Genomic DNA, 22,346 nt, shown 5'->3' on the forward strand with positions numbered 1-22,346 from the left:
GTGCGGGGGCGGCGGCCCGCCGAGCTACGCGGTCGCGGCGCGCAGGGCGATGCGGATCATGTCGCCGAAGGTCTGCTCGCGCTCCTGCGCGGTGGTCTCCTCGCCGGTGACGATGTGGTCGCTGACCGTGCAGATCGCGAGAGCCCGCCGGCCGTAGTACGCCGCGAGCGTGTAGAGGCCGGCGGCCTCCATCTCGACGCCCAGGATGCCGTGCTGCACGAACGGCTCCGTGAGCTCGGGGCGGGTGCTGTAGAACTGGTCGCTCGAGAACAGCTGCCCCACGTGCACGGCCGATTCCAGGGGCTCGGTCTCACTCGCCTCGACCGCGGCGCGCAGCAGCGAGAAGTCGGCGACGGGTGCGAAGTCGAGGCCATGGAAGCGCACCCGGTTGATGCCGGAGTCCGTGCTGGCGCCGTTCGCGATGATGATGTCGCGGATCTTCACCTTCTCGGTCAGTGCGCCGCACGAGCCGACGCGAACGATCGTCTGCACCCCGTAGGCGTCGAACAGCTCGTTCGCGTAGATCGCCATCGACGGCTGCCCCATGCCGGAGCCCTGCACCGAGACGCGGTGCCCCTCCCAGGTGCCGGTGAAGCCCAGCATGCCCCGCGTCTGGGAGTACAGCTCGGCATCGTCGAGGAAGGTCTCGGCGATCCACTTCGCCCGCAGCGGGTCGCCGGGGAACAGGACGATGGGGGCGATCTGACCGGGTTCTGCGGCGATGTGGGTGCTCATGGCCTCAGCGTAGTCAGCCTCATCCCGGTGCGCCCGCGAGCCCGAGCGCGGTGATGAGCTCGTAGGCGGCCGAACGGGCCTGCACGATGACGGTCCCCACCTGCACCCCCTTCGCCGACACCGACAGGAGCAGCTGACCGTAGGGGGCGAGGATGAAGCTGAGCAGCGACAGCTGACTCTGCCCGATCGACACCGAGACCACGGCGGAAAGGCTCGGTTCCGTTCCCTGCGAGATGATCTCGGCCTCGGCCCTGGCGACGGCGAACAGCGAGCCGTTCATGGCGGCCAGGCGGTCGCCGGTCTCCCCGAGGGTGCCGACCGATGCGATGTGCAGGCCGTCGGCGGTCGAGAGGACCGCCGTCGTCAGCTCGGGGAATCGCTCCTCGAGGTGACGCAGCCGGGTGAGCGCCGCCTGGCTCACCACGCCGGACCAGAGCGCCCAGTTCGCGGCGAGGTCCGGATGCATGAGCACGGCGTCCTGCGCCGATGCCGGTTCTGTCGTCGGAGCGGGGCCATCCGCTCGAGTGGAGGCGTTCATGACTCCTCTTCCGGGAGGTCCAGTGCCGCGCAGGCCGCCCGCATGACGCTCTCGCGGTCGCGGGCGTCCGTCGCGAGAACACGCGTGGGCGGTATGCCGTATCGCTCCAGGCTCTCGGTGAGCGCGGCGCGCACGGTGTCGATCGCGTCGTCGGTGCAACGGGTCACGGCGATCGCCAGCCGATGGTGGTCGCCGGTGAAGCGCGGCAGCCAGTCGTCGGCGTCGTCGGCGATGCTCTCGCTGTCGGCGCGCAACCACAGCAGGATGCGCGTGTCGGACGAGGAGGAGCTCTGCCGCGCGTGGGCGAAGCGGTCCTGTCCGGGGAACCCGATGAGGGCCACCGAGATCTCGGCCGTGGGCTTCCAGGCTCCGTAGTCGAGTCCGACCGTGGTGGTCTTCTTTCCTGCGTCGCCGTACTCTGCGGAGCCCGCCGAGATGGGAACGTCGGTGTCCACGGGGGCGACGTCGCTCAGTGCGCGCACCGCTGTGGTCTTGCCGGCGCCGACCGGCCCGGCGAAGACGAGCCGCAAGCGCGTCGGCAGGCTCACGCGTCGCCAGCGCGCGCGCCTCGTCGGAAGATCCGACAGGGTGGCACGCACCCACGACTCGCTCTCGGGGCTGTCGGCTCCGACGGCCCCGCCGCTCAAGCGTTCAAGGCCGCCACGTGGCGGTTCACGGCGGAGCGGAGGAGGGCGAGGTTCGTCGCCTGACGGTCGGCTGCGAGGTAGATGAAGGTATCGCCCTCGATCATCTTGATCAGGTGCAGCTGGGTGTCGAGCGTCAGCAGCATGTCTTCGAGGGTGGCCTCGAGGCGGAGCGCGTCGATCGTCTTCCGCTTGTTCTTGACCATCTCGCTGTTGTACGCACTGGCCACGTCGAGGTCGAAGTCCGGTCGGACCGAGTGCGATGCGAGCGGCAGGCCCGACTCGACGTCGACGACGGATGCGCCGATGAAGCCGTTGATGTCGCTCGCGATGTCGGCGATGAGTGCGTTCAGTTGATCTTGCGTAGCCATGATGATGCGTCCCCAGTTCCGCTCGCAGGTACCGGCGACCGCACCTTGCGATCGCCCCCAGTGCACATGCGAGTGGATAAAGTGTATAACGTTACCGACTGTGCGAGGCGACACGTTGCGGACACGCCAGGTCCGAGGCTCTTCCCTCCGGCGCTCAGCCCTCGCGGCGCCGGACGATCTCGCCGATCCAGAGCGGTGCGAACGGCGAGGTGCACCCGGGTGCGGTCGGGTAGTCGGCGAGCACCTGCAGGCGTTCGCCGATCGCCAGCGCCCTGGCACGATACCCGGGGTGGAAGATGCCGATGTTCGCGAGGGTCTCGTTCATCGCCCACTGCAGTCGTGCGGGCGCATCCTTCATGTCCCGCTCGATCAGGTCGAGCAGGTGCGGCAGGTCCAGACCGTCGGAGTCCTTCGTCACGCGCACGGTCGTGAGAGACCAGGCTGCGGCGGCCACGGTCGGGTCGGCGTCGTCGAACCAGCGCAGCCGCAGCTCCTCGGCGAGCGGCGTCTTCTTGGCGACGTAGTTGACGAACCAGTCGTTGACCTTGGGCGGGCGCGTCTCGCGCAGCATGGCGTCGAGCTCGTCGGCGGTGAAGTCGCGCGGGCGGCAGATCAGCAGAGCCAGCAGTCGCGCGGGCGTCTCGCCGGTGGCCCACAGCTCCTGCGCGAGGGGCTGGTCGGTCTTGATCCGCTTCGCCAGTGCGCGCATCCGGCTGAGGTTGATGCCGTGGTCATCGCCGCGCTTCTCGTTGGCGGCGCGCATCTTCGGGTCTTCCAGGGCGGCCAGTTCCCCGAGGGCTTCCGCGACGGTCATGTCGGACATGCCTCCAGGGTAAGCGGGGTCAGTCCTCGTCGAGCAGCTCTCCCCTGATCCGGCGCAGATCTTCCATGAGCGAGCCGATCAGGATCCAGTGCTGTGACGAGGGCGGCCGGATCACGAGCGGGGCGGTGAGCGCGGGGATCGCCGAGGTCATGGTGTCGGGCTCCGGCGAGGCATCGGCGATCTGCACCGCCAAGCGCACATCGTGCCCGGCTCGCCGCAGCTGCTCGGCGATCGCGGCGACGGCGGGTTCCTCGCCGATCTCATCGTCGTAGTGGTCGAAGTAGGCGCGGGTCATGCCGATCGTCTGGGTCACGATGGGCGAGAGCCGGTCGAGCAGCGCCCGCATCTCCCGCAGATCGGCACGGTGGGTCGAGCGGCGCGGGTTCAGGGTGAGCGACTCCTCCCCGGCGGCGATCGATGCCTCTGCGGCCTCCTTCATCGGCCGCAGCAGCCGCACCTCCAGCATCAGCTCCTGCAGCCTCGCCGGCGTCTGCGGCTCGGGCAGCGCGTCGGCCAGGCGGTCGAGGCTGGCGGCGAGCTCGCGGCCGAGCAGTCCCACATCTCGGCGAGCCGGTGCCACCAGAACCGGAGGCACGATCAGGGCGTTCACCACGATGCCGATCGCGACCCCGATCAGCGTCTCCACGATGCGTGCGAACGCGTACTCGGGACTCGACGACCCCAGCGCCAGCACCAGCATCGCCGAGATCGCCACCTGGTTGCCCGTGCCCGGCGAGGCGCGGAAGATCCACGCCACCAGCATCGCCACGACGATCGCCAGCAGCACGATCCAGCTCGGCGAGCCGAACAGCAGTCCCAGCCCGACGGCGATCACGACACCGGCGATCACTCCGATGCTGCGCTCGAGCGCCTTCGACAGCGACTGGTTCACGCTGGGCTGCACCACCAGCAGCGCGGCGATCGCGGCGAAGACCGGCAGCTGCGCGGGGAACACCCATCCGGCGATCAGCCACGCGGCGATCGTCGCCGCGGCCGACTTCACGACCTGCAGCAGCGGGGAGCGCTGGGAGGCGCGGATCGCGGCGGGGATGCGCATGCCCTCCACGGTAGTCGTGACGTCCTGTGCCCGTGGCTCTTGCGTCGCAGGGAGATGCGGGGTTACGCTCTGCCTAACTAATAGTCGTTAGGTAGATGATGACCAGAGCAACGATCCTCGCGGAGGCCCGCACGATCTTCGCGCGTCAGGGGTACGCCGAGACGAGCCTGCGCGAGATCGCCGAGGCCGTCGGGATCAAGACGCCCTCCCTCTACGCGCACTTCCCCAGCAAGGAGGCGCTGTACGCCGAGGTGTACGCCGGGGTCTCGGTCGATCACACCGCGTTCTTCGACGAGCTCCTCAGGAACAGCTCCGAGTTGGAGCCGCTCGCGCGCCTGCACCACATCCTCGGGGGCATCGAGGCGTACTACCGCGACCGACCCGACCTCGCGGAGTTCAGCCTCAGGGCCGCTGTCACCGAGTACGGTCCCGGTGGCGAGCAGCTGCGACAGATCTTCCTCGACTCGGAGTCGACCCTCGCGGCCGCCGTGCGCCAGACCTATGAAGACGGTGTCGCGGCAGGCACCTTCGCCGCCGGTGACGCCGAGGGCTTCACGGCTCTGGTGTTCGTGGTCATGGACGGCCTCTTCCTCCAGCTCACCCACTACACGCCCGAGATCTACCGCGAGCGCTTCGATCAAGCCTGGCGACACCTCTCCACGATCCTGTCCCGATGAATCCCGCCGCACCGATGCGGCGGACACCATCACCCCTCGCCGGCACGGAGCCACGAACTCCGACCCGGCATCGCACGACCCGGCCGCACAGACAGGCCGCCCCCGACCCGCCCTGCGAGTCGTCCGCATTCCGGGAACCCGAATCCCCGCCGACGACTCGCAGGGCCACTTCTCAAGGAAAAGATGATGACCACCACCGACTATGAGCACGGCGTCGTGCCGCAGGACCAGCGCAAGAGCTGGCTGTCGATCGCCACCGTGTGGATCGCGATCGGCATCGACCTTTCCGGGGCGTTCCTCGGCGTCTCTCTCGCTTCCGGCATGGCCTTCTGGCCGGCGATCGGCGCCACGATGCTCGGATCCCTTCTGCTCGGACTGCTCGCGATGGCCTGCGCCTACGTCGGCGCCGCCACCGGGCTCTCCACCGCCATGATCTCCCGCGCCGTGTTCGGCCGCATCGGCGGCGCGATCCTCGCCCTGGCGATCGCCGTGAGTCTGGTCGGCTGGTACGCCGTGCAAGCCGGATTCTTCGGCGCGAACGCGCAGATCGCGTTCGCCGAGTTCACCGGCATCGACGTGCCCGTGCAGGTGTTCACCGCGATCGGCGGCGTGCTCATGGCGGTCACCGCATTCTGGGGCTACCGCTCCATCAACCGTCTCAGCACCCTCGCGGTGCCGCTGCTGCTTCTGCTGCTGATCGTCGGCGTCATCGTCGCCTTCACGGTGAACGGTGCGGCGGGCCTCCAGGCCCCGGTCGAGGCGACCTTCACCTTCGGCGGAGCGGTGTCGCTCGTCATGGGCATCTTCATCCTCGGCGTCGTGCTCGCCCCCGACATGGCGCGGTGGGCGAAGACCCCGAAGCAGGCCATGATCGCCGGTTTCGTGGGGTTCTTCTTCGGCAACTCGATCATCCTGGTCGTCGCGATCCTGCTCGCCCGCATCATGGACGGCACCGAGCTGATGGCGATCTTCTTCGCGCTCGGCCTCGGCGGTGTCGCCGTGATCGTGCTGATCCTTGCGCAGTGGACCACGAACACGACCAACCTCTACTCGGCCGGACTCTCGTTCGCGTCGATCAGCGAGCGGCTGAGCCGTCGCACCGTCACGATCGTGCTCGGCGCCATCGGCATCATCGTCGGGGTGATCGGCGCTGCCGACTACTTCGTGCAGTTCATCCTCGTCATCGGCACGATCATCGCCCCCTACGGCGGCGTGTACCTGGCGTCGTTTTTCACGGGTCGAAAGACGGCGCGCTGGGCGCACGGCGCCACCGTGCCGCTGGTCGACGGCTGGTCCATCGCGGCCTGGGTGGCCGGGATCTTCGTCGCCGTCGCGACGACGAATCCGGCGGATGGCCCCGGCTTCGGCTGGTTCACCCTCACGTCGATCTCGGCTCTCGACGGACTCCTCGTGGGCTTCGTCGCGTATCTCGTGCTGCTGCCGCTGCGTCGTCGCGTGACGCCGGCGTCGGCCCCCGTCACGGATGAGGTGAGCGCATGAGCGCTGTTGTCACGACGCCTGTGATCACGGAAGCCGACATCGACGAGATCGCCCTCGGTGCCGCCGTGCTCGGCACCGGAGGAGGCGGCGACCCGCATGTCGGCTCCCTGATCGCCAAGCGACTCATCCGCCTGCACGGGCCGGTCCCGCTGATCGCCGTCGACGACCTGAGCGATGACGACTTCGTCATCCCGATCGGAGGGATCGGCGCCCCCTCCGTGAGCGTGGAGCGCATCCAGGCCGAGTCCGAGCTGCTCGCGGCCCTGCACGCTATCGAGCGCGCCGTGGGTCGCAAAGCGACAGCGGTGATGCCGATCGAGGTCGGCGGCGGCAATTCGATGATCCCGATCGCGGCTGCGGCCCTCGCTGGCCTCCCGGTGGTCGACGGCGATGCGATGGGTCGGGCGTTCCCCGAGGCGCAGATGGTCACCTTCCACCTGGCCGGCTACGGACCCGGCACGACCGTGCTGGTCGACCATCACGGCAATGAGGTGGTGAGCCGCCCGATCGACGGCGGATGGTCGGAGCGCATCGCGCGGGCCGTCACCGTCGAGATGGGCGGAGGGGCGACCATGATCGACTACGCGTACGGCGGCGACGTCGTGCGCGAGTGCGCGATCCCCGGCACCCTCGGACTCGCTCAGCGCATCGGGCGCATCCTGCGGGGCCGGGATACCGCCGGACGCGAGCTCCGCGACGATGAGCGCATCGACGCCCTGTGCGCCGACCTCGACGCCGTGCGGCTGTTCGACGGCAAGGTCGCCGATCTGCAGCGCGCCGTGGACGGTGGATTCACGCGCGGCGCGGCCGAGCTGGTCGGTGTCGGCGTCGACCGGGGGAGCGCGTTCCGGCTCGATTTCCAGAACGAGATGCTGCTCGGACGCCGCGACGGCGTGCTCGCGGCCGTGACCCCCGATCTGATCGCCGTGCTCGACCTGGCGACGGGCATGCCGATCACTACCGAGTCCCTCCGGTACGGCGCGCGGGTCGCGGTGATCGCGATCCCCTGCCACGACAAGTGGCGCACGCCCATCGGGCTGGAGACCGCCGGACCCGCCCACTTCGGGTACGACGTGGAGTGGGTTCCGGTCGAAGACATCGCGCAGCGCTCCGGTGCGCGCACGACGGATGAGGAGGCCGCGTGATGGCCGGCAGGTATCGCATCGGCATCGACGTCGGCGGCACGAACACCGACGCCGTCATCCTCGACGAGCGGCTCGACGTCGTCGCTTCGGTCAAGCGGCCCACCACGGCCGACACCGGCGACGGTGTGGCCGCGGCGATCGACGCGGTGCTCGCGGCCTCCGGCGTCGACGCCGCCCTGATCGGGCACGCCATGCTCGGCACCACCCACTGCACCAACGCGATCGTCGAGCGCCGCGGGCTCGGCCGCGTCGGCATCCTCCGACTCGGTGCACCGGCCACCACCGCCGTCCCTCCGCTGGAGGGGTGGCCGGACGATCTGCGTGCGGCGATCGGTGAGCACGCGCAGCTGCTGGCCGGCGGCTTCGAGGTCGACGGCCGGGTGCTCTCCCCTATCGATGAGGATGCCGTGCGCGAGGCCTGTGCACGGATGCGCGGCGAGGTCGACGCGGTCGCCGTCGTGGGGGTGTTCGCCCCGATCGACGAGAGCCAGGAGGAGCGGGTCGCCGCCATCGTCACGGAGGAGCTGGGTGTTCCCGTGTCGCGGTCGGCGCGCATCGGCTCGCTCGGCCTGCTCGAGCGCGAGAATGCGACCGTGCTGAACGCGGCGTTAATGCAGACGCTCCGGCAGATGGCCGCAGGCTTCGTGGCGGCCCTGCGCGAGCGCGGCATCCCCGCCACGCCCTACTTCGGCCAGAACGACGGCACCCTCATGCAGCTCGAGTACGCGCTCGAGTTCCCGGTGCTGACGATCGGGTGCGGGCCCACGAACTCCATCCGTGGCGCCGCGCACCTCTCCGGGGCGACGGATGCCCTGGTGGTCGACATCGGCGGCACCACGACCGACATCGGCGTGCTCGTCGACGGGTTCCCGCGCCAGTCGGCCCACGCGGTCGAGATCGGCGGCATCCGCACCAACTTCCGCATGCCCGACGTGCTGTCGGTCGGACTCGGCGGTGGCACGATCATCCGCGAGACCGAGGCGGGCACGACGGTCGGCCCCGACAGTGTCGGCTATCGGCTTCCTCAGGAGGGCCTGGCCTTCGGAGGGGACACCCTCACGGCCACCGACATCGCCCTCGCGGTCGGCGGGGCCGGGATCGATGGTCTCGAGGCTCCCGCGGTTCCTGAGACGGTCGGCGCCGCGGCCTGGAGCGCGATGCGCGAGATCCTCGAGGACTCGATCGACCGGATGAAGCCGAACGCCGCACCGGTCCCGGTCATCCTGGTCGGGGGTGGCGGCATCATCGCTCCGACCGAGCTCGACGGGGTCGCCGAACTGATCCGCCCCGACCATTTCGGCGCGGCGAACGCAGTGGGCGCGGCCCTCGGCGAGGTCGCCGGGCAGGTCGAGAAGATCTACCGGGTCGACCCGTCCGACCAACGGGCCTCCCGCGCAGATGCCGCCGCCGAGGCGACCGAGCGCGCGCGGCTCGCGGGCGCGGACCCGGCGACGATCGAGGTCGTCGCGGTGGAGGAGCTGCCGGTGGCCTACTCCGACGGTACAGCCGTGCTCATCCGTGCCAGAGCGGTCGGTCGCCTGGCGGCCTGAGACGAGCAGCGCCGGCGCGCGTTGTACGATCGCGGCATGACGAAGAGCACGTTCAAGCCGGGTGACGACGTCGTCACTCCTCGTTCACGGGGAAAGATCATCGACGTCTGCGCCACACCGTCGGGGCAGTTCATCTTCGGTATCGAGGATGAGACGGGGGAAGTCACCTACTTCACCCCCAAGGCTCTGCAGCACGCCTGAGGAACTCCTCCGCTCCTCGGGATGCGGCGAACCGCCGGATGCGGTGAGCGGGGCTTCCGCCCGTCATGGGTGCGTGCTTGCATGGGGCGCATGGAGCAGGACGCGAAGCTGCGCGGCGAGACGAGGGCGGTCTGGGCGACCGTCATCTGCTTCGGGGTCGGCACGGCGGTCGCCGTGCTCATCCTGGCCGGTGACGCGCGCCCGCTCACGGGGGAGGGCGCACTCGCGATGCCGGCCGCCGTCATTGCGGGCGTGATCGCCTCCGCCGCGTTCCTCGCGAGCACGCTGATGCACCGCCGCGGGGAGACGAGGTCGATGCCGCGCTGGCAGGCGGTGATCTCCGACCTCTCGACGGGCGCCCTCACCGTGGCGTTCGGCGCCGTCACGATGATGGGAGTGCTGCTCGCCGCCGAGGTGTTGGCTGCCGGTCTCCAAGGGCTGCAGCTCGCGGCGCTCGGCGGAGGGCTCCTGACGGGGGTGGTCTCGGCTGTCGGTGGGCGCTTCGCGTTCGGAGCCGGTGTCGGCCTGCGCACAGCCGACCTCGCCGCGCTGCTGTTCGGCTTCCTCGTGATCGGCACGCTGTTCGCCATGGTGACCGCGGACGACCCGCGCTGGTGGGAGCAGAACTTCTCGCAGCTGGGCTCCGGGTCGTGGGCGTTCAACGGCACCCTCGTCGTGGCAGGTCTGCTCGTCGCGACCGTCGGTTCGTACATCGGGCGCGACCTGCACCGTCTGCGCGGCGACGGGTTCCTCTCCCGCATCGCCGTCGTCGTCGCGCTGTGGGCGGCGACCGGCGTCGCGCTCGCCGCGGTCGGGCTGCTGCCACTGAACCGGGTGCCGATCCCGCATGACATCGCCGCCTTCGCGTCGCTCGTGCTTTTCGCCGTGGCGGCCGCGGCCACGTTGATCTCGATTCCCGGGCACCCTCGTGCGCTCCTGGTCACCTCGGTCGGCGTCGGGCTGCTCCTCGTGCTCGCGCTCGTGCTGTGGATCCCGCTCGGCCTGTACTCGGCCACAGCGGTCGAGGCGATCGTCGTGGGGCTCGGACTGCTGTGGATGGCGACGCTCGTCCGCGTGCTCGCGATCGTCGCACCTGAGGGGTCCCGTCCCTCGGCGCGCCCGTCGCTGAGGCGCGCCCGGCATCCTTCGGGCGGGCCATCGGAAAGTCGGGGGCGCGCTCGCGGGGATGGCGTGGTACGGTAGGCAACGTGCCTCTTCCCGGAGGCGTCATTCATCACCGGCCCGCGAACGCTTGCTGCGACGTGTGTGGCCCGACATCTGGATCCGAATTCTGCGCCGATTGGTTCGGCACGGATCCCCTGAAAACTTCGCCCCTTCCGTTCGGAGGGAGGCTCACTCGTATCCTCCGGTTCTTCCGGTGCGATGCACAAGCCGTGTAAAACAGCGGCTAGATCAACAGAAAGTAGAAACACATGGCCACTGGCACTGTGAAATGGTTCAACGCGGAAAAGGGCTTCGGCTTCATCGCTCCCGATGACGGCTCGGACGACCTCTTCGCCCACTACTCGGCTATCGCCGGCTCCGGTTTCAAGGAGCTCCGCGAGAACCAGAAGGTCGAATTCGACGCTGAGCGTGGCCCCAAGGGCATGCAGGCGGCGAACATCCGCGCTCTCTGAGCGCGCGCTGACTTCCTGAAACCGGTCGGATCCTCACGGATCCGGCCGGTTTTTTCGTGCCTCCGTCGTCGGAACCTCGGGAAGATCCGGGGTGAGGTTCACCTAACCTCCGTGTTAGATTAGGCCAGGCTTACCAAAGGCTGGGCGCTTCATCCGCGCCGCCCTCTTACCCCGAACCCGAAGGGAACGCCTGTGCGCACCTCTCGAATCCTCGCCATCGGCGCGGCCGCCGCGCTCGCCATCGGCCTCTCCGCCTGCGCGTCCTCCGCGCCGGAGTCGACCTCGACCACCGGCGGCAACCCCGCATCCGACGACGCCTTCCCCGTCACCGTAGAGCACGTCTACGGCGAGACCACGATCACCGAGAAGCCCGAGCGCGTCGCTACCGTCGCGTGGGCGAACCACGAGGTGCCGCTGGCCCTGGGCATCGTTCCGGTCGGCATGAGCAAGGCGTCGTGGGGTGACGACGACGACAACGGCGTGCTGCCCTGGGTCGAGGAGAAGCTCGATGAGCTGGGCGCCGAGACGCCGGTGCTGTTCGACGAGACCGACGGCATCGACTACGAAGCCGTCGCCGATACCGAGCCCGACGTGATCCTCGCCGCCTACTCCGGCCTCACGCAGGAGGAGTACGACACCCTCTCCAAGATCGCTCCGGTCATCGCGTACCCGACGGTCGCCTGGGGCACCTCGGTCAACGACATGATCGAGATGGACTCCAAGGCCCTCGGCCTCGAGAAGGAGGGCAAGGCTCTGATCGAGCAGCTGGACGCCGACGCGCAGAAGGCGCTGGAGGCCAACAGCGTGCTGAAGGACAAGAAGGTCCTCTTCTCCTACATCGACCCGACAGACCTCAGCCAGGTCGGGTACTACACGGCGATCGACACCCGCCCCGGTTACCTCCACGGCCTCGGCCTGCCGTTCCCCTCGATCGTCGAGGAGAACAAGGACAGCGACCAGTTCTACCTGACGGTCAGCGCCGAAGAGGCGCAGAAGTTCGATGACGTCGACCTGTTCATCACGTACGGCGATGAGACGATCATCCCCTTGCTGCAGGCCGACCCGCTGCTGTCGAAGATCCCCGCCATCGCCGAGGGGCGCATCGCCGTCCTTCCGGACGCCACCCCCATCGCGGCATCGGCGAACCCGTCGCCGCTGTCCATCCCGTGGGGCCTCAGCGACTACCTCGCGCTCCTGGCTGCACCGCTCGCGCCGTAGTCGTTCGATCCGCCGCAGCGGAGTGAATGCTCAGTGACCTCAGCAACCGTCATCGCACCGGCACCGGGCGCCGCAGACCTGCGGCGCCCGGTGCTGGTGAGAACCATCTGGCTCCTCGTCGGGATCGTGGTGCTCGTCGTCCTCAGCATCCTGTCGATCTCGTTCGGCGTGCGGGCGGTCTCGTTCGACGACATCGCGGCGGCCCTCACCGGCCGCACCGACACGATCGCCGAGGCCGCGATCGTCAAGCGCATCCCCCGCACTGTCCTCGCGCTCCTCGTCGGCGCGGCACTCGCCCTCTCCGGAGCGACCATGCAGGCGGTGACGCGGAACCCCATCGCCGACCCCGGCATCCTCGGCGTCTCGAACGGCGCCTCGCTGGCCGTCGTGTGCGGCATCGCCTTCTTCGGCCTCGCCGATCCCTACGGACAGATGGCCTTCGCGATCGCGGGAGCCGGGATCGCCGCTGTCTTCGTCTACACGGTCGGATCGCTCGGCCGCGGGGGAGCGACTCCCCTCAAGCTCGCACTCGCGGGTGCCGCCACCTCGGCCGCCTTCGCCTCGCTCATCAGCGCCGTCATGCTCCCTCGCGTCGATCTGCTGCAGACGTTCCAGTCCTGGCAGATCGGCGGCGTCGGCGGGGCGGAGTGGCCGCGCATCGCCCTCACGGCACCCGTCCTCGCCGTCGGCGCCCTCATCTGCTTCCTCTGCTCCCGGGGGATGAACTCCCTCGCGCTCGGCGACGAGATGGCCAAGGGGCTCGGCGAGAACGTCTTCCGCACGCGCCTGATCTCGGCGCTGGGTGCGGTGATCCTCGCGGGAGCCGCCACCGCGATCGCGGGGCCCATCGGCTTCGTCGGATTGATCATCCCGCACGTGTGCCGCATGCTCGTGGGCACCGATCACCGTTGGCTGCTCCCGTTCTCGGCCATCGCCGGTGCCGCGCTGCTGACCGCGAGTGACATCGTGGGTCGCGTGATCGCCCCGTCGTCGGAGGAGATCCAGGTCGGGATCATCACCGCCATCATCGGAGCGCCGTTCTTCATCTGGATCGTCCGTCGGCAGAAGGTGCGTGAGCTGTGAGGTCGACCGAACACGCCGTGCACACCCTCGACCGGGTGGACGAGCCGGCATCTGCCCGGATCGCCAGGATCGTCGCGGGCCGTCGCTCGCGTCACCGTCGGCACGCGGTCGCCACGGTCGTCCTCGGCGTCCTGGTGCTCGCCCTCTTCGCGGTCGCTCTCATGGTGGGAAACACGTTCTACACGCCCGACGAGGTGATCCGCGTGATCCTCGGTGAGACCGTGCCCGGTGCATCGTTCACCGTCGGCGACCTGCGGCTGCCGCGAGCGGTGCTCGCCGTCCTCACCGGGATCGCCTTCGGCATGGCGGGTGTCTGCTTCCAGACGATGCTGCGCAATCCGCTCGCGTCTCCCGACATCATTGGCATCTCGAACGGTGCCGGTGCCGCGGCCGTGTTCGGCATCATCGTGCTCTCGGTCAACGGTCCTGTCGTGTCGCTGCTCGCCCTGGGCGGCGCCGTCGCCACGGCCCTGGTGATCTATCTGCTGTCGATCAAGGGCGGCTTCGCCGGCACCCGACTCATCCTGATCGGGATCGGGGTCGCGGCGATGCTGCAGAGCATCATCTCGTACATGCTGTCGAGGGCGGCGAACTGGGACATCCAGACCGCGATGCAGTGGTTGACCGGAAGCCTCAACAACGCATCGTGGGAGCGCGTGCTCCCGATGGCGATCGCCGCGGTGGTCATCGTGCCGCTGATGCTGTCGCAGGGGCGTTCGCTCGGAGCTCTCCAGCTCGGAGACGACTCGGCGGCGGGCCTCGGCATCCGGGTCAACGCCACGCGTCTGCTGCTCATCCTCGGTGCGGTCGCGCTCCTCGCTTTCGCGACCGCGGCCACCGGTCCGATCGCGTTCGTCGCGTTCATGGCCGGACCCATCGCCGCACGTATCACCGGTCCTGGTGCCAACCTGCTCCTGCCGTCGGCGTTCGTCGGCGCCGTGCTCGTGCTCGGCGGCGACCTGATCGGACAGTTCGCCTTCGGCACCCGCTATCCCGTCGGCGTCATCACCGGCGTGGTCGGCGCGCCGTACCTGATCTACCTGCTCATCCGCACCAACCGCTCCGGGGGTTCGCTATGACCGTCTCGCACAGCCTGTCCGCTGACGGGGTGACGCTCGCTTACGGCGACCGCACCATCATCGACGGGCTCGATCTGCAGATCGCGCCCGGCCGCATCACGACGATCGTCGGAGCCAACGGATGCGGCAAGTCGACGCTGCTGCGCTCACTCGCGCGCCTGCTCTCGCCGACCGACGGTCAGATCGTGCTCGACGGCAAGTCCGTGCACGCCCGTCCCACCAAGGAGGTCGCGCGCATCCTCGGCCTGCTGCCGCAGTCGCCCGTCGCCCCTGAGGGCATCGCCGTCGCCGACCTCGTCGGTCGCGGAAGGCACCCGCATCAGAAGATGCTCGCGCGGTGGAGCACGCACGACTACGAGGTGGTGGCGGACGCCCTCGACGCGACCGGCATCTCCGACCTCGCCGACCGCAGCGTCGATGAGCTCTCTGGCGGTCAGCGCCAGCGCGTGTGGATCGCGATGGCGCTCGCGCAGGAGACCGACATCCTGCTGCTGGACGAGCCGACGACGTTCCTCGACGTCGCCCACCAGGTCGAGGTGCTCGATCTGCTCACCGATCTGAGCGTCTCGCGCGGCACGACCATCGTGATGGTCCTCCACGACCTCAACCTCGCCGCCCGCTATGCGGACGAGCTGGTGGCCATCAAGGACGGTCGGGTGCACGCGGCGGGGGCCCCGAAGGACATCGTCACCGCCGAACTCGTCGAAGAGGTCTTCGGCCTCGCCAATCAGATCACCATCGATCCGGTCTCCGGCAAGCCGATGGTCACACCCATCGGGAGGCACCATGTCCGCTGAGACGACCACGACCGACCGTCCGACCTACATCCTCACCCGCGCCGAGGTGCGGGCCGTCGTGCGCGTCTCGCCCTCGTTCGTGCGGGTGACCTTCGGCGGCGACGAGCTGAGCGAGTTCGGCACGCCGGGTGAGGTGTTCGACAGTCGCATCAAGCTGGTCTTCCCGCCCGCGACCGGTGTTCTTCCCGACCTCGACCGGGCATCGGACAACTGGTGGCAGGCCTTCCTCGCGGTGCCGGAGGAGGAGCGCGGATCGATGCGCACCTACTCCGTGCGCGAGCTGCGCGTCGACGACGAGACCGGGACCGAGGTCGACGTCGATTTCGTGCTGCACCTCGAGCCGGGCCTGACCGGACCCGCGTCGCTGTGGGCGAGCCAGGCCGCGGTCGGGCAGGAGCTGTACCTGGTCGGACCGCGTCGCGGCGTCGATGTCGGCGCGCACGGTGGCGCCGAGTTCGCCCCCGGCACCGCCGCATCGGTCGTGCTCGCGGGTGACGAGACGGCCGCTCCGGCGATCGCCCGCATTCTGGAGGACGCACCTCGTGGCCTGCGCGGCGTCGCCTTCATCGAGGTGCCGTCGCCCGCCGACATCCTGCGCATCGACGTGCCGACCGGCGTCGAGGTGCACTGGCTGCCGCGCGATGCCGGTGAGCCGCACGGTCTGCGCCTGATCCCCGCCGTGCTCGGCCACCTGGGTGACGCCGACGCCACGGACGAGATCCGGGTGAAGGACATCGACGGCGAGGATCTGCTGTGGGAGACGCCGGAGTACTCCGGGCTCGGCGAGGAGATCGCCGCGGCCGACGCCCCGGCCGAGCGCTACTTCTGGATCGCGGGGGAGAGCGGCGTGGTCACCACGCTCCGTCGCCACCTGGTCAAGGACCTGGGCATCGATCGTGGTCAGGTGGCCTTCATGGGCTACTGGCGTCGCGGTGTCGCCATGCGCGGCTGAGGCGCTGCTGGCGTCGGCCTGATCGCACATCGCCCCCGTCGCACTCTCCGTCGCTGTCGAGGATCTCGAGCGACCGGAAGGGCGACGGGGGCGGATGCGGCGCGGAGGACCTACTTCGCGAGGAAGGTCTTCAGTGCGGAGTTGACCTCGTCGGCGTGGGTCCACAGCAGACCGTGCGGAGCGCCCTCGACCTCGACGTAGTCGGCCTCCGGCACCGCCTGGTGGAACCGGCGGGCGGTCGCGTCGATCGGGAGGATGTTGTCCTTCGTGCCGTGCAGGATCAGCGTGGGCTTGCCGGCGGCGCGCACGGCCTCCACGTCGGAGCGGAAGTCCTCGATCCATGCCGGCACGACCGCGTAGGCGGCCACGGGGGCACTGCCGATGGCCACGTTCCAGCTGCCGGTGACGGCCTGCTCGCTGATGCGCGATCCGAGGTTCTCGTCGAGGTTGTAGAAGTTCTTGTAGAAGTCGGTGAACCACGCGAAGCGGTCGCCCTTGGCGGCAGCCTCGATGCCGTCGAAGACCTCCTGCGGAACACCCTCGGGGTTGTCGTCGCGCTGCACGAGGAACGGTTCGAGCGAGGCGAGGAAGGCGAGCTTCGCCACGCGCTCGTGGCCGTAGCGGGCGACGTAGCGGGCGAGCTCTCCCGTTCCCATCGAGAAGCCGACGAGAACGACGTCGCGCAGGTCGAGTGTCTCCAGCACCGTGTGGAGGTCGGCGGCGAAGGTGTCGTAGTCGTAGCCGGTGTTGACCTTCGACGATCCGCCGAACCCACGGCGGTCGTAGGTGATGACGCGATAGCCCTGTGCGAGCAGCTCGCGGGTCTGGCGCTCCCAGCTGTGGCCGTCGAGCGGATAGCCGTGGATCAGGACGACGGGCTGACCCGATCCCTGGTCTTCGTAGTAGAGCTCGACCGAGGTGCTGTTCTCGTTGCCGACGGTGATGTAACCCATGATCCTGATCCTTTCGATCCCGGCGAGAACGATCGTTCTCGCTCGATGTCTCAAATGTAGAGAACGTTCGTTCTCGTGTCAAGTAGACTTCTGGTCATGACCGAAGACGAGGCCCGCGAGCGCATCCTGACCGCCGCCGAAGAGCTTTACTACCGCAAGGGGTACGCGGCCGTGGGCATGGACGAGCTGCGTCAGTTCGCCGGGGTCTCGTTGCGTCGCCTCTACTCGCTCTTCCCCGCGAAGACCGACATCGTCGCGGCGGTCCTCGAGCGCAAGCACGCCCAGTGGGAGTCGGGGCTGTCGGAGGCGGTGGCGGGCGCTGGTGACGATCCTCGTGCGCGGCTGCTCGCCGTCTACGGATACCTCGAGAACTGGTTCTGCGCCGACGACTTCCGCGGCTGCGCCTTCATCAACGCATTCGGCGAGCTCGGCGGCACGAATCCCGAGGTCGCCGAGATCGTGCGCGCACACAAGGCGTCGTTCCAGCAGTACATGGCAGACCTGGTCGCCGAGACGGGCGCTCCCGCGGCGCTCGCCCCACAGCTGTCGATCCTCGCCGAGGGGGCGCAGAGCACGGCCGCGATCTCCGCCGATCCGGCTGTCGCCGTGCAGGCTCGGGGTGCCGCCGAAGTCCTGATCGACGCGGCGTTCGCTCGCTCCTGATCCGAGAGGCGCATTTGCCTCACCTGGTTAGCGAAACGGGGATCGGGTGTCAACCCCGATGCGCTCCGCTCGCGGCCCCCGTATCGTTCGACGCATGGAATCACGCACGAAGGGCATCGGTCGCCAGACGCTGATCATCTCCGCGGCGACGTTCATGCTGATCGCGGCCACCATCGGGGCGGGAGCTTTCGGTGGAACATCCGTCGACGACCTGCAGGACGGCGCGCTCTCGGCGCAGGGGTCGTATCTCGCCCCGGCGGGACCGGCCTTCTCGATCTGGTCGCTCATCTACCTCGGCTTGATCGCCTACACGGTGTGGCAGGCGTTCCCGGCGCAGCGGCAGGATCCTCGCCAGCAGGCCGTGGGCGGATGGATCGCCGCATCGATGGTGCTGAACGGCCTGTGGCTGGTGACGGCGCAGTACCTCACGCTGTGGCTCACGGTCATCGTGATCGCGCTGCTGCTGGCCGTGCTCGCCCGGGTGATCGTGGTGCTCGGACGCTTCCCGGCACGCAACCTCGCCGATCGCATCCTCACCGACGGCGCGAACGGTCTGCACTTCGGCTGGGTCACGATCGCGACCGTCGCGAACACGGCTGCCTGGCTCACGCAGATCGCTCCCGAGAGCTGGGCGCAGGCGGCGGATGCCTGGGCGATCGCCGTGCTGGCCGTTGTCCTGATGATCGGCGCAGCCGCGGCATGGGTCACCGGACGCATCGCTCCGGCCCTCGCGACGGCCTGGGGTCTGTCCTGGCTCGCCGTGGGCAGGCTCACGGGGGAGCCTGCGAGTACCCCGACCGCCGTCGCTGCGATCGTCGTGGCCGTCGTGCTGGTGCTCGTCGCCGTCGTCGCCGCTATCCGTCGGAGGAGTTCCGCGGCTCAGAGCACCAGTCGGTAGCCCATCCCGGCTTCGGTGAGCAGGTGCACGGGAGCACCGGGCGCCTGTTCGAGCTTCTTGCGCAGCTGCGACATGTACAGGCGCAGGTAGCCCGAGTCGGAGACCTGCTCGCTGCCCCAGATCTCCTTCAACAGATCCTGGCGCGTGACCAGAGCCCCCGGATGCCGGGACAGGTGCTCGAGCATCCGCCACTCGGTCGGGGTCAGGTGCACGCGCGCGCCGCCGCGGGTCACGGTCTTGGTCGCGAGGTCGACCACCACGTCGCCGAATGCCACGGTCGATTCGCCACTGGCCGGGATCGATCGACGGGAGAGCGCGCGCAGACGTGCGAGCAGCTCGTCGACCTGGAACGGCTTGGTCACGAAGTCGTCGGCTCCGGCGTCGAGCGCCTCCACCTTGTCGGCCGAGCCCGTGCGGCCGGACACCACGATGATCGGCACGTTGGTCCACCCGCGCAGCGCCTGGATCACCTCGATGCCGTCGAGTCGGGGCATGCCCAGGTCGAGCATGATGAGGTCGGGGTGGGTCTGCGCGGCGGCGGCGATCGCGGCGGCGCCGTCGGGGGCCACCACCACCTCGTATCCGTGCGCGGCCAGGGTGATCCTCAGGGCTCGAACCATCTGCGGGTCGTCGTCGGCGATGAGGAGCTTCACTCCGTGCCCTCCGTGTCGCGGGGTCCTGCAGCCAGCGGCAGGGAAATGACCATGGTGAGGCCTCCACCAGGAGTGTCCTCGGGTGTCAGGGTACCGCCCATCCCCTCGGTGAACCCGCGCGACAGGGCGAGTCCGAGCCCGAGTCCTGTCGTGTTGTCGGTGTCGCCGAATCGCTGGAACGGCTGGAAGATGCGGTCGCGCCGCTCAGGCGAGACGCCTTCTCCGCGGTCGATGATGCGGATCTCGGCCCGATCACCGAGGGCGCTCGTGGACACGATGACCCGGGTGTCATCCGGGGAGTGCCGGTGCGCATTGGCGATCACGTTGACCAGCACGCGCAGGAGCAGCACCGGGTCGGCGTGCAGCGGGGGCAGGTCGGGGTCGAGGGCGAGCTCGACGTCCGACGGACCGAGGCCCAGTTCGTCCACGGCCGCGAGCACGCAGCCGGCGGCATCCATCCGAGACGAGGACACGGCGAGCACGCCCGCCTGCACGCGGCTCACGTCGAGCAGATCGGTGACCAGCGTCGACAGCGTCGCCAGACTCTCGTCGGCGGTGGCGAGCAGCTCCTCGCGATCGGATGCCGACAGGCCGTGGGAGCCGCGAAGGCCGCCGATGGCCGCGACCGCCGAGGCGAGCGGGCGCCTGAGGTCGTGGCTGACGGCCGACAGCAGGGCGCTGCGCACCTGATCGGTCTCGGCCAGCGCCTCGGCCTCGCTCGCGGTCGCACGAAGGTCGGTGTGCTCGATCGCGGCCGACAACTGGGCGACGATCGCGTCCAGCAGACGACGCTCGGGTCCGGCGAGAGGCTCACCGTTCAGCTCCAGCACCGCGCGGGGTCCGCCGCCGGGGACGACACCGACAGGGATGGTCGTGGCACGCCCGTCGGCCAGGGGTTCGCCGTCGCTGGCGAGCACCTCGCCGTCGGGTGCGAGCAGGCGCACGCCGCTGAGGCCGAACGCCTCCCTGGTGCGGCTGACCAGCGCCAGCACGGCGTTGTCACCGCGGAGCACGTTGCCGGCGACCGCGGCGAGCAGCTCGGCTTCGGCCGCGGCGCGCTGGGCGGTGCGGGCGCGACGCGCGGCCTGGTCGACGATGATGCTGACCAGGATCGCGATGACGACGTAGAGCGAGAGGGCGAGCGCGTGCAGCGGATGGGCGATCGTGATCGTGAAGAGCGGAGCGACGAAGAGGAAGTCGAGCGTGACGCCCGAGAGCACCGCCGCGAACACCGCGGGGCGGATGCCGCCGATCAGGGCCACGACCACGACGAGCAGCTGATACGCGAGAACCTCGGCGGTGATCGACTCGGGGCTGCGGAACGTGAACATGATCCACGAGAGGATCGGCCCGAAGAGGAGGGCGACGCCGAAGCCGAGCAGCTGCCGCCGCCAGCCCAGGGCGCCGCCGGTGATGCGCGGGAGCACCATCCGCCCACCCGCCGCGGCGTGGGTGACGATGTGCACGTCGATGTCGCCGGAGCGGCGGATGACCTCCGAGCCGATGCCGGGGCCGGTCAGTGCGGCGGTGAGCCGACTGCGCCTGCTGACGCCGATCACGAGTTGCGTGGCATCGGCGCCCTGCGCGAACTCGACCAGTGTGGCCGGGATATCGTCGCCGACGACCTGGTGGTAGGTGCCGCCGAGCGACTCCACGAGCGTGCGCTGCGCGGCGAGGGCGCCGGGAGTCTCGTCGCGCAGGCCGTCCTGTGCCGAGATGTGCACGGCGAGCAGCTCGCCGCCGGCGGAGCGCGCGGCGATCCTGGCGCCGCGGCGCAGCAGCGTCTCGCCCTCGGGGCCGCCGGTCAGGGCGACGACCACGCGTTCTCTGGCCTGCCAGGTGCCCTCGATGCCCTGCTCGGCGCGGTAGCTGCGCAGGGCGCTGTCGACCTCATCGGCGAGCCAGAGCAGGGCGAGCTCGCGCAGCGCGGTGAGGTTGCCGAGGCGGAAGTAGTTCGACAGGGCGGCGTCGATCCGCTCGGCCGGGTAGACGAACCCGGCGGAGAGCCGATCGCGCAGGGTCTGCGGGGCGAGGTCGACGACCTCGATCTCGTCGGCGGCGCGGACCACGGCGTCCGGGATGGTCTCCTGCTGCGCGATGCCGGTGATCTTCTCGACCACGGCGTTCAGCGACTCGATGTGCTGGACGTTGACGGTGGTCATCACGTCGATGCCCGCGTCCAGCAGCTCGTCGACGTCCTGCCAGCGCTTCGCGTTGCGCGATCCGGGGGCGTTGGTGTGAGCCAGCTCGTCCACGAGGGCGATCTCGGGCGCCCGATCCAGCACGGCGTCGACATCGAGCTCGGTCAGGGCGATGCCCCGGTGCAGATCGACCCGCCGCGGCACCTCGGGGAGCCCGGCGGTCTGCGCCTGCGTGGCGGCGCGCTCGTGCGTCTCCACGATCGCGATCACGACGTCGTGACCCTCGTCGAGCATGCGACGCCCCTCGGCGAGCATCTCGTAGGTCTTGCCCACGCCGGGGGCGGCTCCGAGGAGTACTCGGAGCCGCCCCCGGCGTGAGTGGCCGTGAGATCGACGAAGCGGCGCTGCGGTCATTCGCCCTCCCGTTCATCGAGCGCGAGATTGAGCTCGGCGACGTTGATGCGTTCCGCGCCGAGGAATCCCAGATCCCGCCCTTGAATCCTAGACTCCACGATGTCGCGCACCTCCTGTGCGGACAGTCCGCGGGCCTCGGCCACGCGCGGCACCTGGAGCAGCGCGTACTCCACGCTGATGTGCGGGTCCAGGCCCGAGGCCGAGGCGGTGACCGCATCGGCCGGCACCTGCGACGGGTCGACGCCCTCGCGCTCCGCGATCGCGGCCTTGCGCTCCTCGATCGAGGCCACCAGGTCGGCGTTCTCCGGGCCGAGGTTGCTGCCGCTGGAGCCGGCGCCGTCGTAGCCGTCGCCCGCGGCGGACGGACGCGACTGGAAGTACTGCGGGAGCGCTTCGCCGTCGGCATCCGTGAAGGACTGGCCGATCAGCGAGCTGCCCCGCTCATCGGGGAGGGGGGAGCCGTTCGCCTGCCAGGGGAGCAGCAGCTGGCCGATGCCGGTGACCAGCAGCGTGTAGCCGACGCCGAGCACGAGGGTGAGGACGAGCATCGCGCGGACGGCGACACCGGTGGTGCGGGCCGCGGTGCGTGTGGAGGACATGTCTGGATTCCTTTTCAG

24 protein-coding genes are annotated in these 22,346 nt (G+C 69.5%); 14 read left to right on the forward strand and 10 right to left on the reverse strand.

Annotation, left to right across the window (positions count from 1 at the left end; translation table 11 throughout):
* Positions 1-24: 24 nt before the first annotated feature.
* From deoD to ASC55_RS12820, 6 genes are all read right to left on the reverse strand, one after another.
* Entirely contained in the window at positions 25-735 is a 711-nt protein-coding gene (gene deoD / locus ASC55_RS12795; protein ID WP_055876340.1) for a purine-nucleoside phosphorylase, read from the reverse strand.
* Between the two features lie 19 nt (positions 736-754).
* Positions 755-1,273, reverse strand: coding sequence for a hypothetical protein (locus tag ASC55_RS12800; RefSeq protein WP_055869262.1), 519 nt, complete (start codon positions 1,271-1,273; stop codon positions 755-757).
* Positions 1,270-1,920 (reverse strand): hypothetical protein, encoded by a 651-nt coding sequence (locus ASC55_RS12805; RefSeq protein ID WP_055876342.1) that lies wholly within the window; start codon positions 1,918-1,920, stop codon positions 1,270-1,272. The genes ASC55_RS12800 and ASC55_RS12805 overlap by 4 nt, the downstream gene beginning before the upstream one ends.
* On the reverse strand, positions 1,917-2,288 hold the full coding sequence (locus ASC55_RS12810) for a hypothetical protein (RefSeq protein WP_055869264.1): 372 nt from the start codon (positions 2,286-2,288) through the stop codon (positions 1,917-1,919). Before ASC55_RS12810 ends, ASC55_RS12805 begins: the two co-directional genes overlap by 4 nt.
* A gap of 154 nt (positions 2,289-2,442) precedes the next feature.
* A complete protein-coding gene (locus tag ASC55_RS12815; protein WP_055876345.1) occupies positions 2,443-3,111 on the reverse strand; it encodes a DNA alkylation repair protein in 669 nt (222 codons plus the stop codon).
* A gap of 19 nt (positions 3,112-3,130) precedes the next feature.
* Positions 3,131-4,168, reverse strand: a complete 1,038-nt coding sequence (locus ASC55_RS12820) for an FUSC family protein (RefSeq protein WP_055869266.1) — start codon at positions 4,166-4,168, stop codon at positions 3,131-3,133.
* Between the two features lie 98 nt (positions 4,169-4,266).
* Between ASC55_RS12820 and ASC55_RS17585 the strand changes: the two genes are divergently transcribed.
* From ASC55_RS17585 to ASC55_RS12875, 12 genes are all read left to right on the forward strand, one after another.
* The gene (locus ASC55_RS17585) at positions 4,267-4,845 is read left to right on the forward strand and encodes a TetR/AcrR family transcriptional regulator (protein WP_055869267.1); all 579 of its coding nucleotides are present in this window, start codon (positions 4,267-4,269) and stop codon (positions 4,843-4,845) included.
* 186 nt (positions 4,846-5,031) lie between these two features.
* A complete protein-coding gene (locus ASC55_RS12830; protein ID WP_235563375.1) occupies positions 5,032-6,345 on the forward strand; it encodes a cytosine permease in 1,314 nt (437 codons plus the stop codon).
* A complete protein-coding gene (locus ASC55_RS12835; protein ID WP_055876353.1) occupies positions 6,342-7,490 on the forward strand; it encodes a DUF917 domain-containing protein in 1,149 nt (382 codons plus the stop codon). The genes ASC55_RS12830 and ASC55_RS12835 overlap by 4 nt, the downstream gene beginning before the upstream one ends.
* The gene (locus ASC55_RS12840) at positions 7,490-9,040 is read left to right on the forward strand and encodes a hydantoinase/oxoprolinase N-terminal domain-containing protein (protein WP_055869270.1); all 1,551 of its coding nucleotides are present in this window, start codon (positions 7,490-7,492) and stop codon (positions 9,038-9,040) included. Before ASC55_RS12835 ends, ASC55_RS12840 begins: the two co-directional genes overlap by 1 nt.
* Positions 9,041-9,076: 36 nt before the next feature.
* A complete protein-coding gene (locus tag ASC55_RS17655; RefSeq protein ID WP_200935182.1) occupies positions 9,077-9,241 on the forward strand; it encodes a hypothetical protein in 165 nt (54 codons plus the stop codon).
* Positions 9,242-9,331: 90 nt separating this feature from the next.
* Positions 9,332-10,444 (forward strand): DUF998 domain-containing protein, encoded by a 1,113-nt coding sequence (locus ASC55_RS12845; protein WP_235563376.1) that lies wholly within the window; start codon positions 9,332-9,334, stop codon positions 10,442-10,444.
* Positions 10,445-10,674: 230 nt separating this feature from the next.
* Positions 10,675-10,878 (forward strand): cold-shock protein, encoded by a 204-nt coding sequence (locus tag ASC55_RS12850; RefSeq protein ID WP_017831237.1) that lies wholly within the window; start codon positions 10,675-10,677, stop codon positions 10,876-10,878.
* A gap of 192 nt (positions 10,879-11,070) precedes the next feature.
* Entirely contained in the window at positions 11,071-12,096 is a 1,026-nt protein-coding gene (locus ASC55_RS12855; RefSeq protein ID WP_055869272.1) for an iron-siderophore ABC transporter substrate-binding protein, read from the forward strand.
* A 33-nt stretch (positions 12,097-12,129) separates the two neighbouring features.
* Positions 12,130-13,179 carry a FecCD family ABC transporter permease gene (locus ASC55_RS12860; protein ID WP_055869273.1) on the forward strand — a complete coding sequence of 350 codons (1,050 nt, stop codon included), beginning with the start codon at positions 12,130-12,132 and terminating at the stop codon, positions 13,177-13,179.
* Positions 13,176-14,258, forward strand: a complete 1,083-nt coding sequence (locus ASC55_RS12865) for a FecCD family ABC transporter permease (protein WP_157559460.1) — start codon at positions 13,176-13,178, stop codon at positions 14,256-14,258. Before ASC55_RS12860 ends, ASC55_RS12865 begins: the two co-directional genes overlap by 4 nt.
* A complete protein-coding gene (locus ASC55_RS12870) occupies positions 14,255-15,055 on the forward strand; it encodes an ABC transporter ATP-binding protein (protein WP_055876359.1) in 801 nt (266 codons plus the stop codon). The genes ASC55_RS12865 and ASC55_RS12870 overlap by 4 nt, the downstream gene beginning before the upstream one ends.
* Positions 15,045-16,007 (forward strand): siderophore-interacting protein, encoded by a 963-nt coding sequence (locus ASC55_RS12875; RefSeq protein ID WP_055876362.1) that lies wholly within the window; start codon positions 15,045-15,047, stop codon positions 16,005-16,007. The genes ASC55_RS12870 and ASC55_RS12875 overlap by 11 nt, the downstream gene beginning before the upstream one ends.
* A gap of 110 nt (positions 16,008-16,117) precedes the next feature.
* Here the strand turns inward: ASC55_RS12875 and ASC55_RS12880 are convergent, their stop codons facing one another.
* Complete coding sequence (locus ASC55_RS12880; protein ID WP_055876364.1) at positions 16,118-16,960, reverse strand: alpha/beta fold hydrolase; 843 nt, start codon at positions 16,958-16,960, stop codon at positions 16,118-16,120.
* A gap of 96 nt (positions 16,961-17,056) precedes the next feature.
* On the opposite strand from ASC55_RS12880, the gene ASC55_RS12885 reads away from it, so the two are divergent.
* Positions 17,057-17,623 (forward strand): TetR/AcrR family transcriptional regulator, encoded by a 567-nt coding sequence (locus ASC55_RS12885; protein WP_055876367.1) that lies wholly within the window; start codon positions 17,057-17,059, stop codon positions 17,621-17,623.
* 94 nt (positions 17,624-17,717) lie between these two features.
* Entirely contained in the window at positions 17,718-18,521 is an 804-nt protein-coding gene (locus ASC55_RS12890; protein WP_055876370.1) for a tryptophan-rich sensory protein, read from the forward strand.
* Here the strand turns inward: ASC55_RS12890 and ASC55_RS12895 are convergent.
* From ASC55_RS12895 to kdpC, 3 genes are read right to left on the reverse strand one after another with little or no spacing between them, the layout of a single operon-like run.
* Complete coding sequence (locus tag ASC55_RS12895; protein WP_017831246.1) at positions 18,503-19,174, reverse strand: response regulator; 672 nt, start codon at positions 19,172-19,174, stop codon at positions 18,503-18,505. The genes ASC55_RS12890 and ASC55_RS12895 overlap by 19 nt on opposite strands.
* A complete protein-coding gene (locus tag ASC55_RS12900) occupies positions 19,171-21,729 on the reverse strand; it encodes an ATP-binding protein (RefSeq protein WP_055876373.1) in 2,559 nt (852 codons plus the stop codon). The genes ASC55_RS12895 and ASC55_RS12900 overlap by 4 nt, the downstream gene beginning before the upstream one ends.
* On the reverse strand, positions 21,726-22,328 hold the full coding sequence (gene kdpC / locus ASC55_RS12905; RefSeq protein ID WP_017831248.1) for a potassium-transporting ATPase subunit KdpC: 603 nt from the start codon (positions 22,326-22,328) through the stop codon (positions 21,726-21,728). The genes ASC55_RS12900 and kdpC overlap by 4 nt, the downstream gene beginning before the upstream one ends.
* Positions 22,329-22,346 lie beyond the last annotated feature (18 nt).

The organism is Microbacterium sp. Root322 (assembly GCF_001425645.1).
Taxonomy (GTDB): Bacteria; Actinomycetota; Actinomycetes; order Actinomycetales; family Microbacteriaceae; genus Microbacterium; species Microbacterium maritypicum.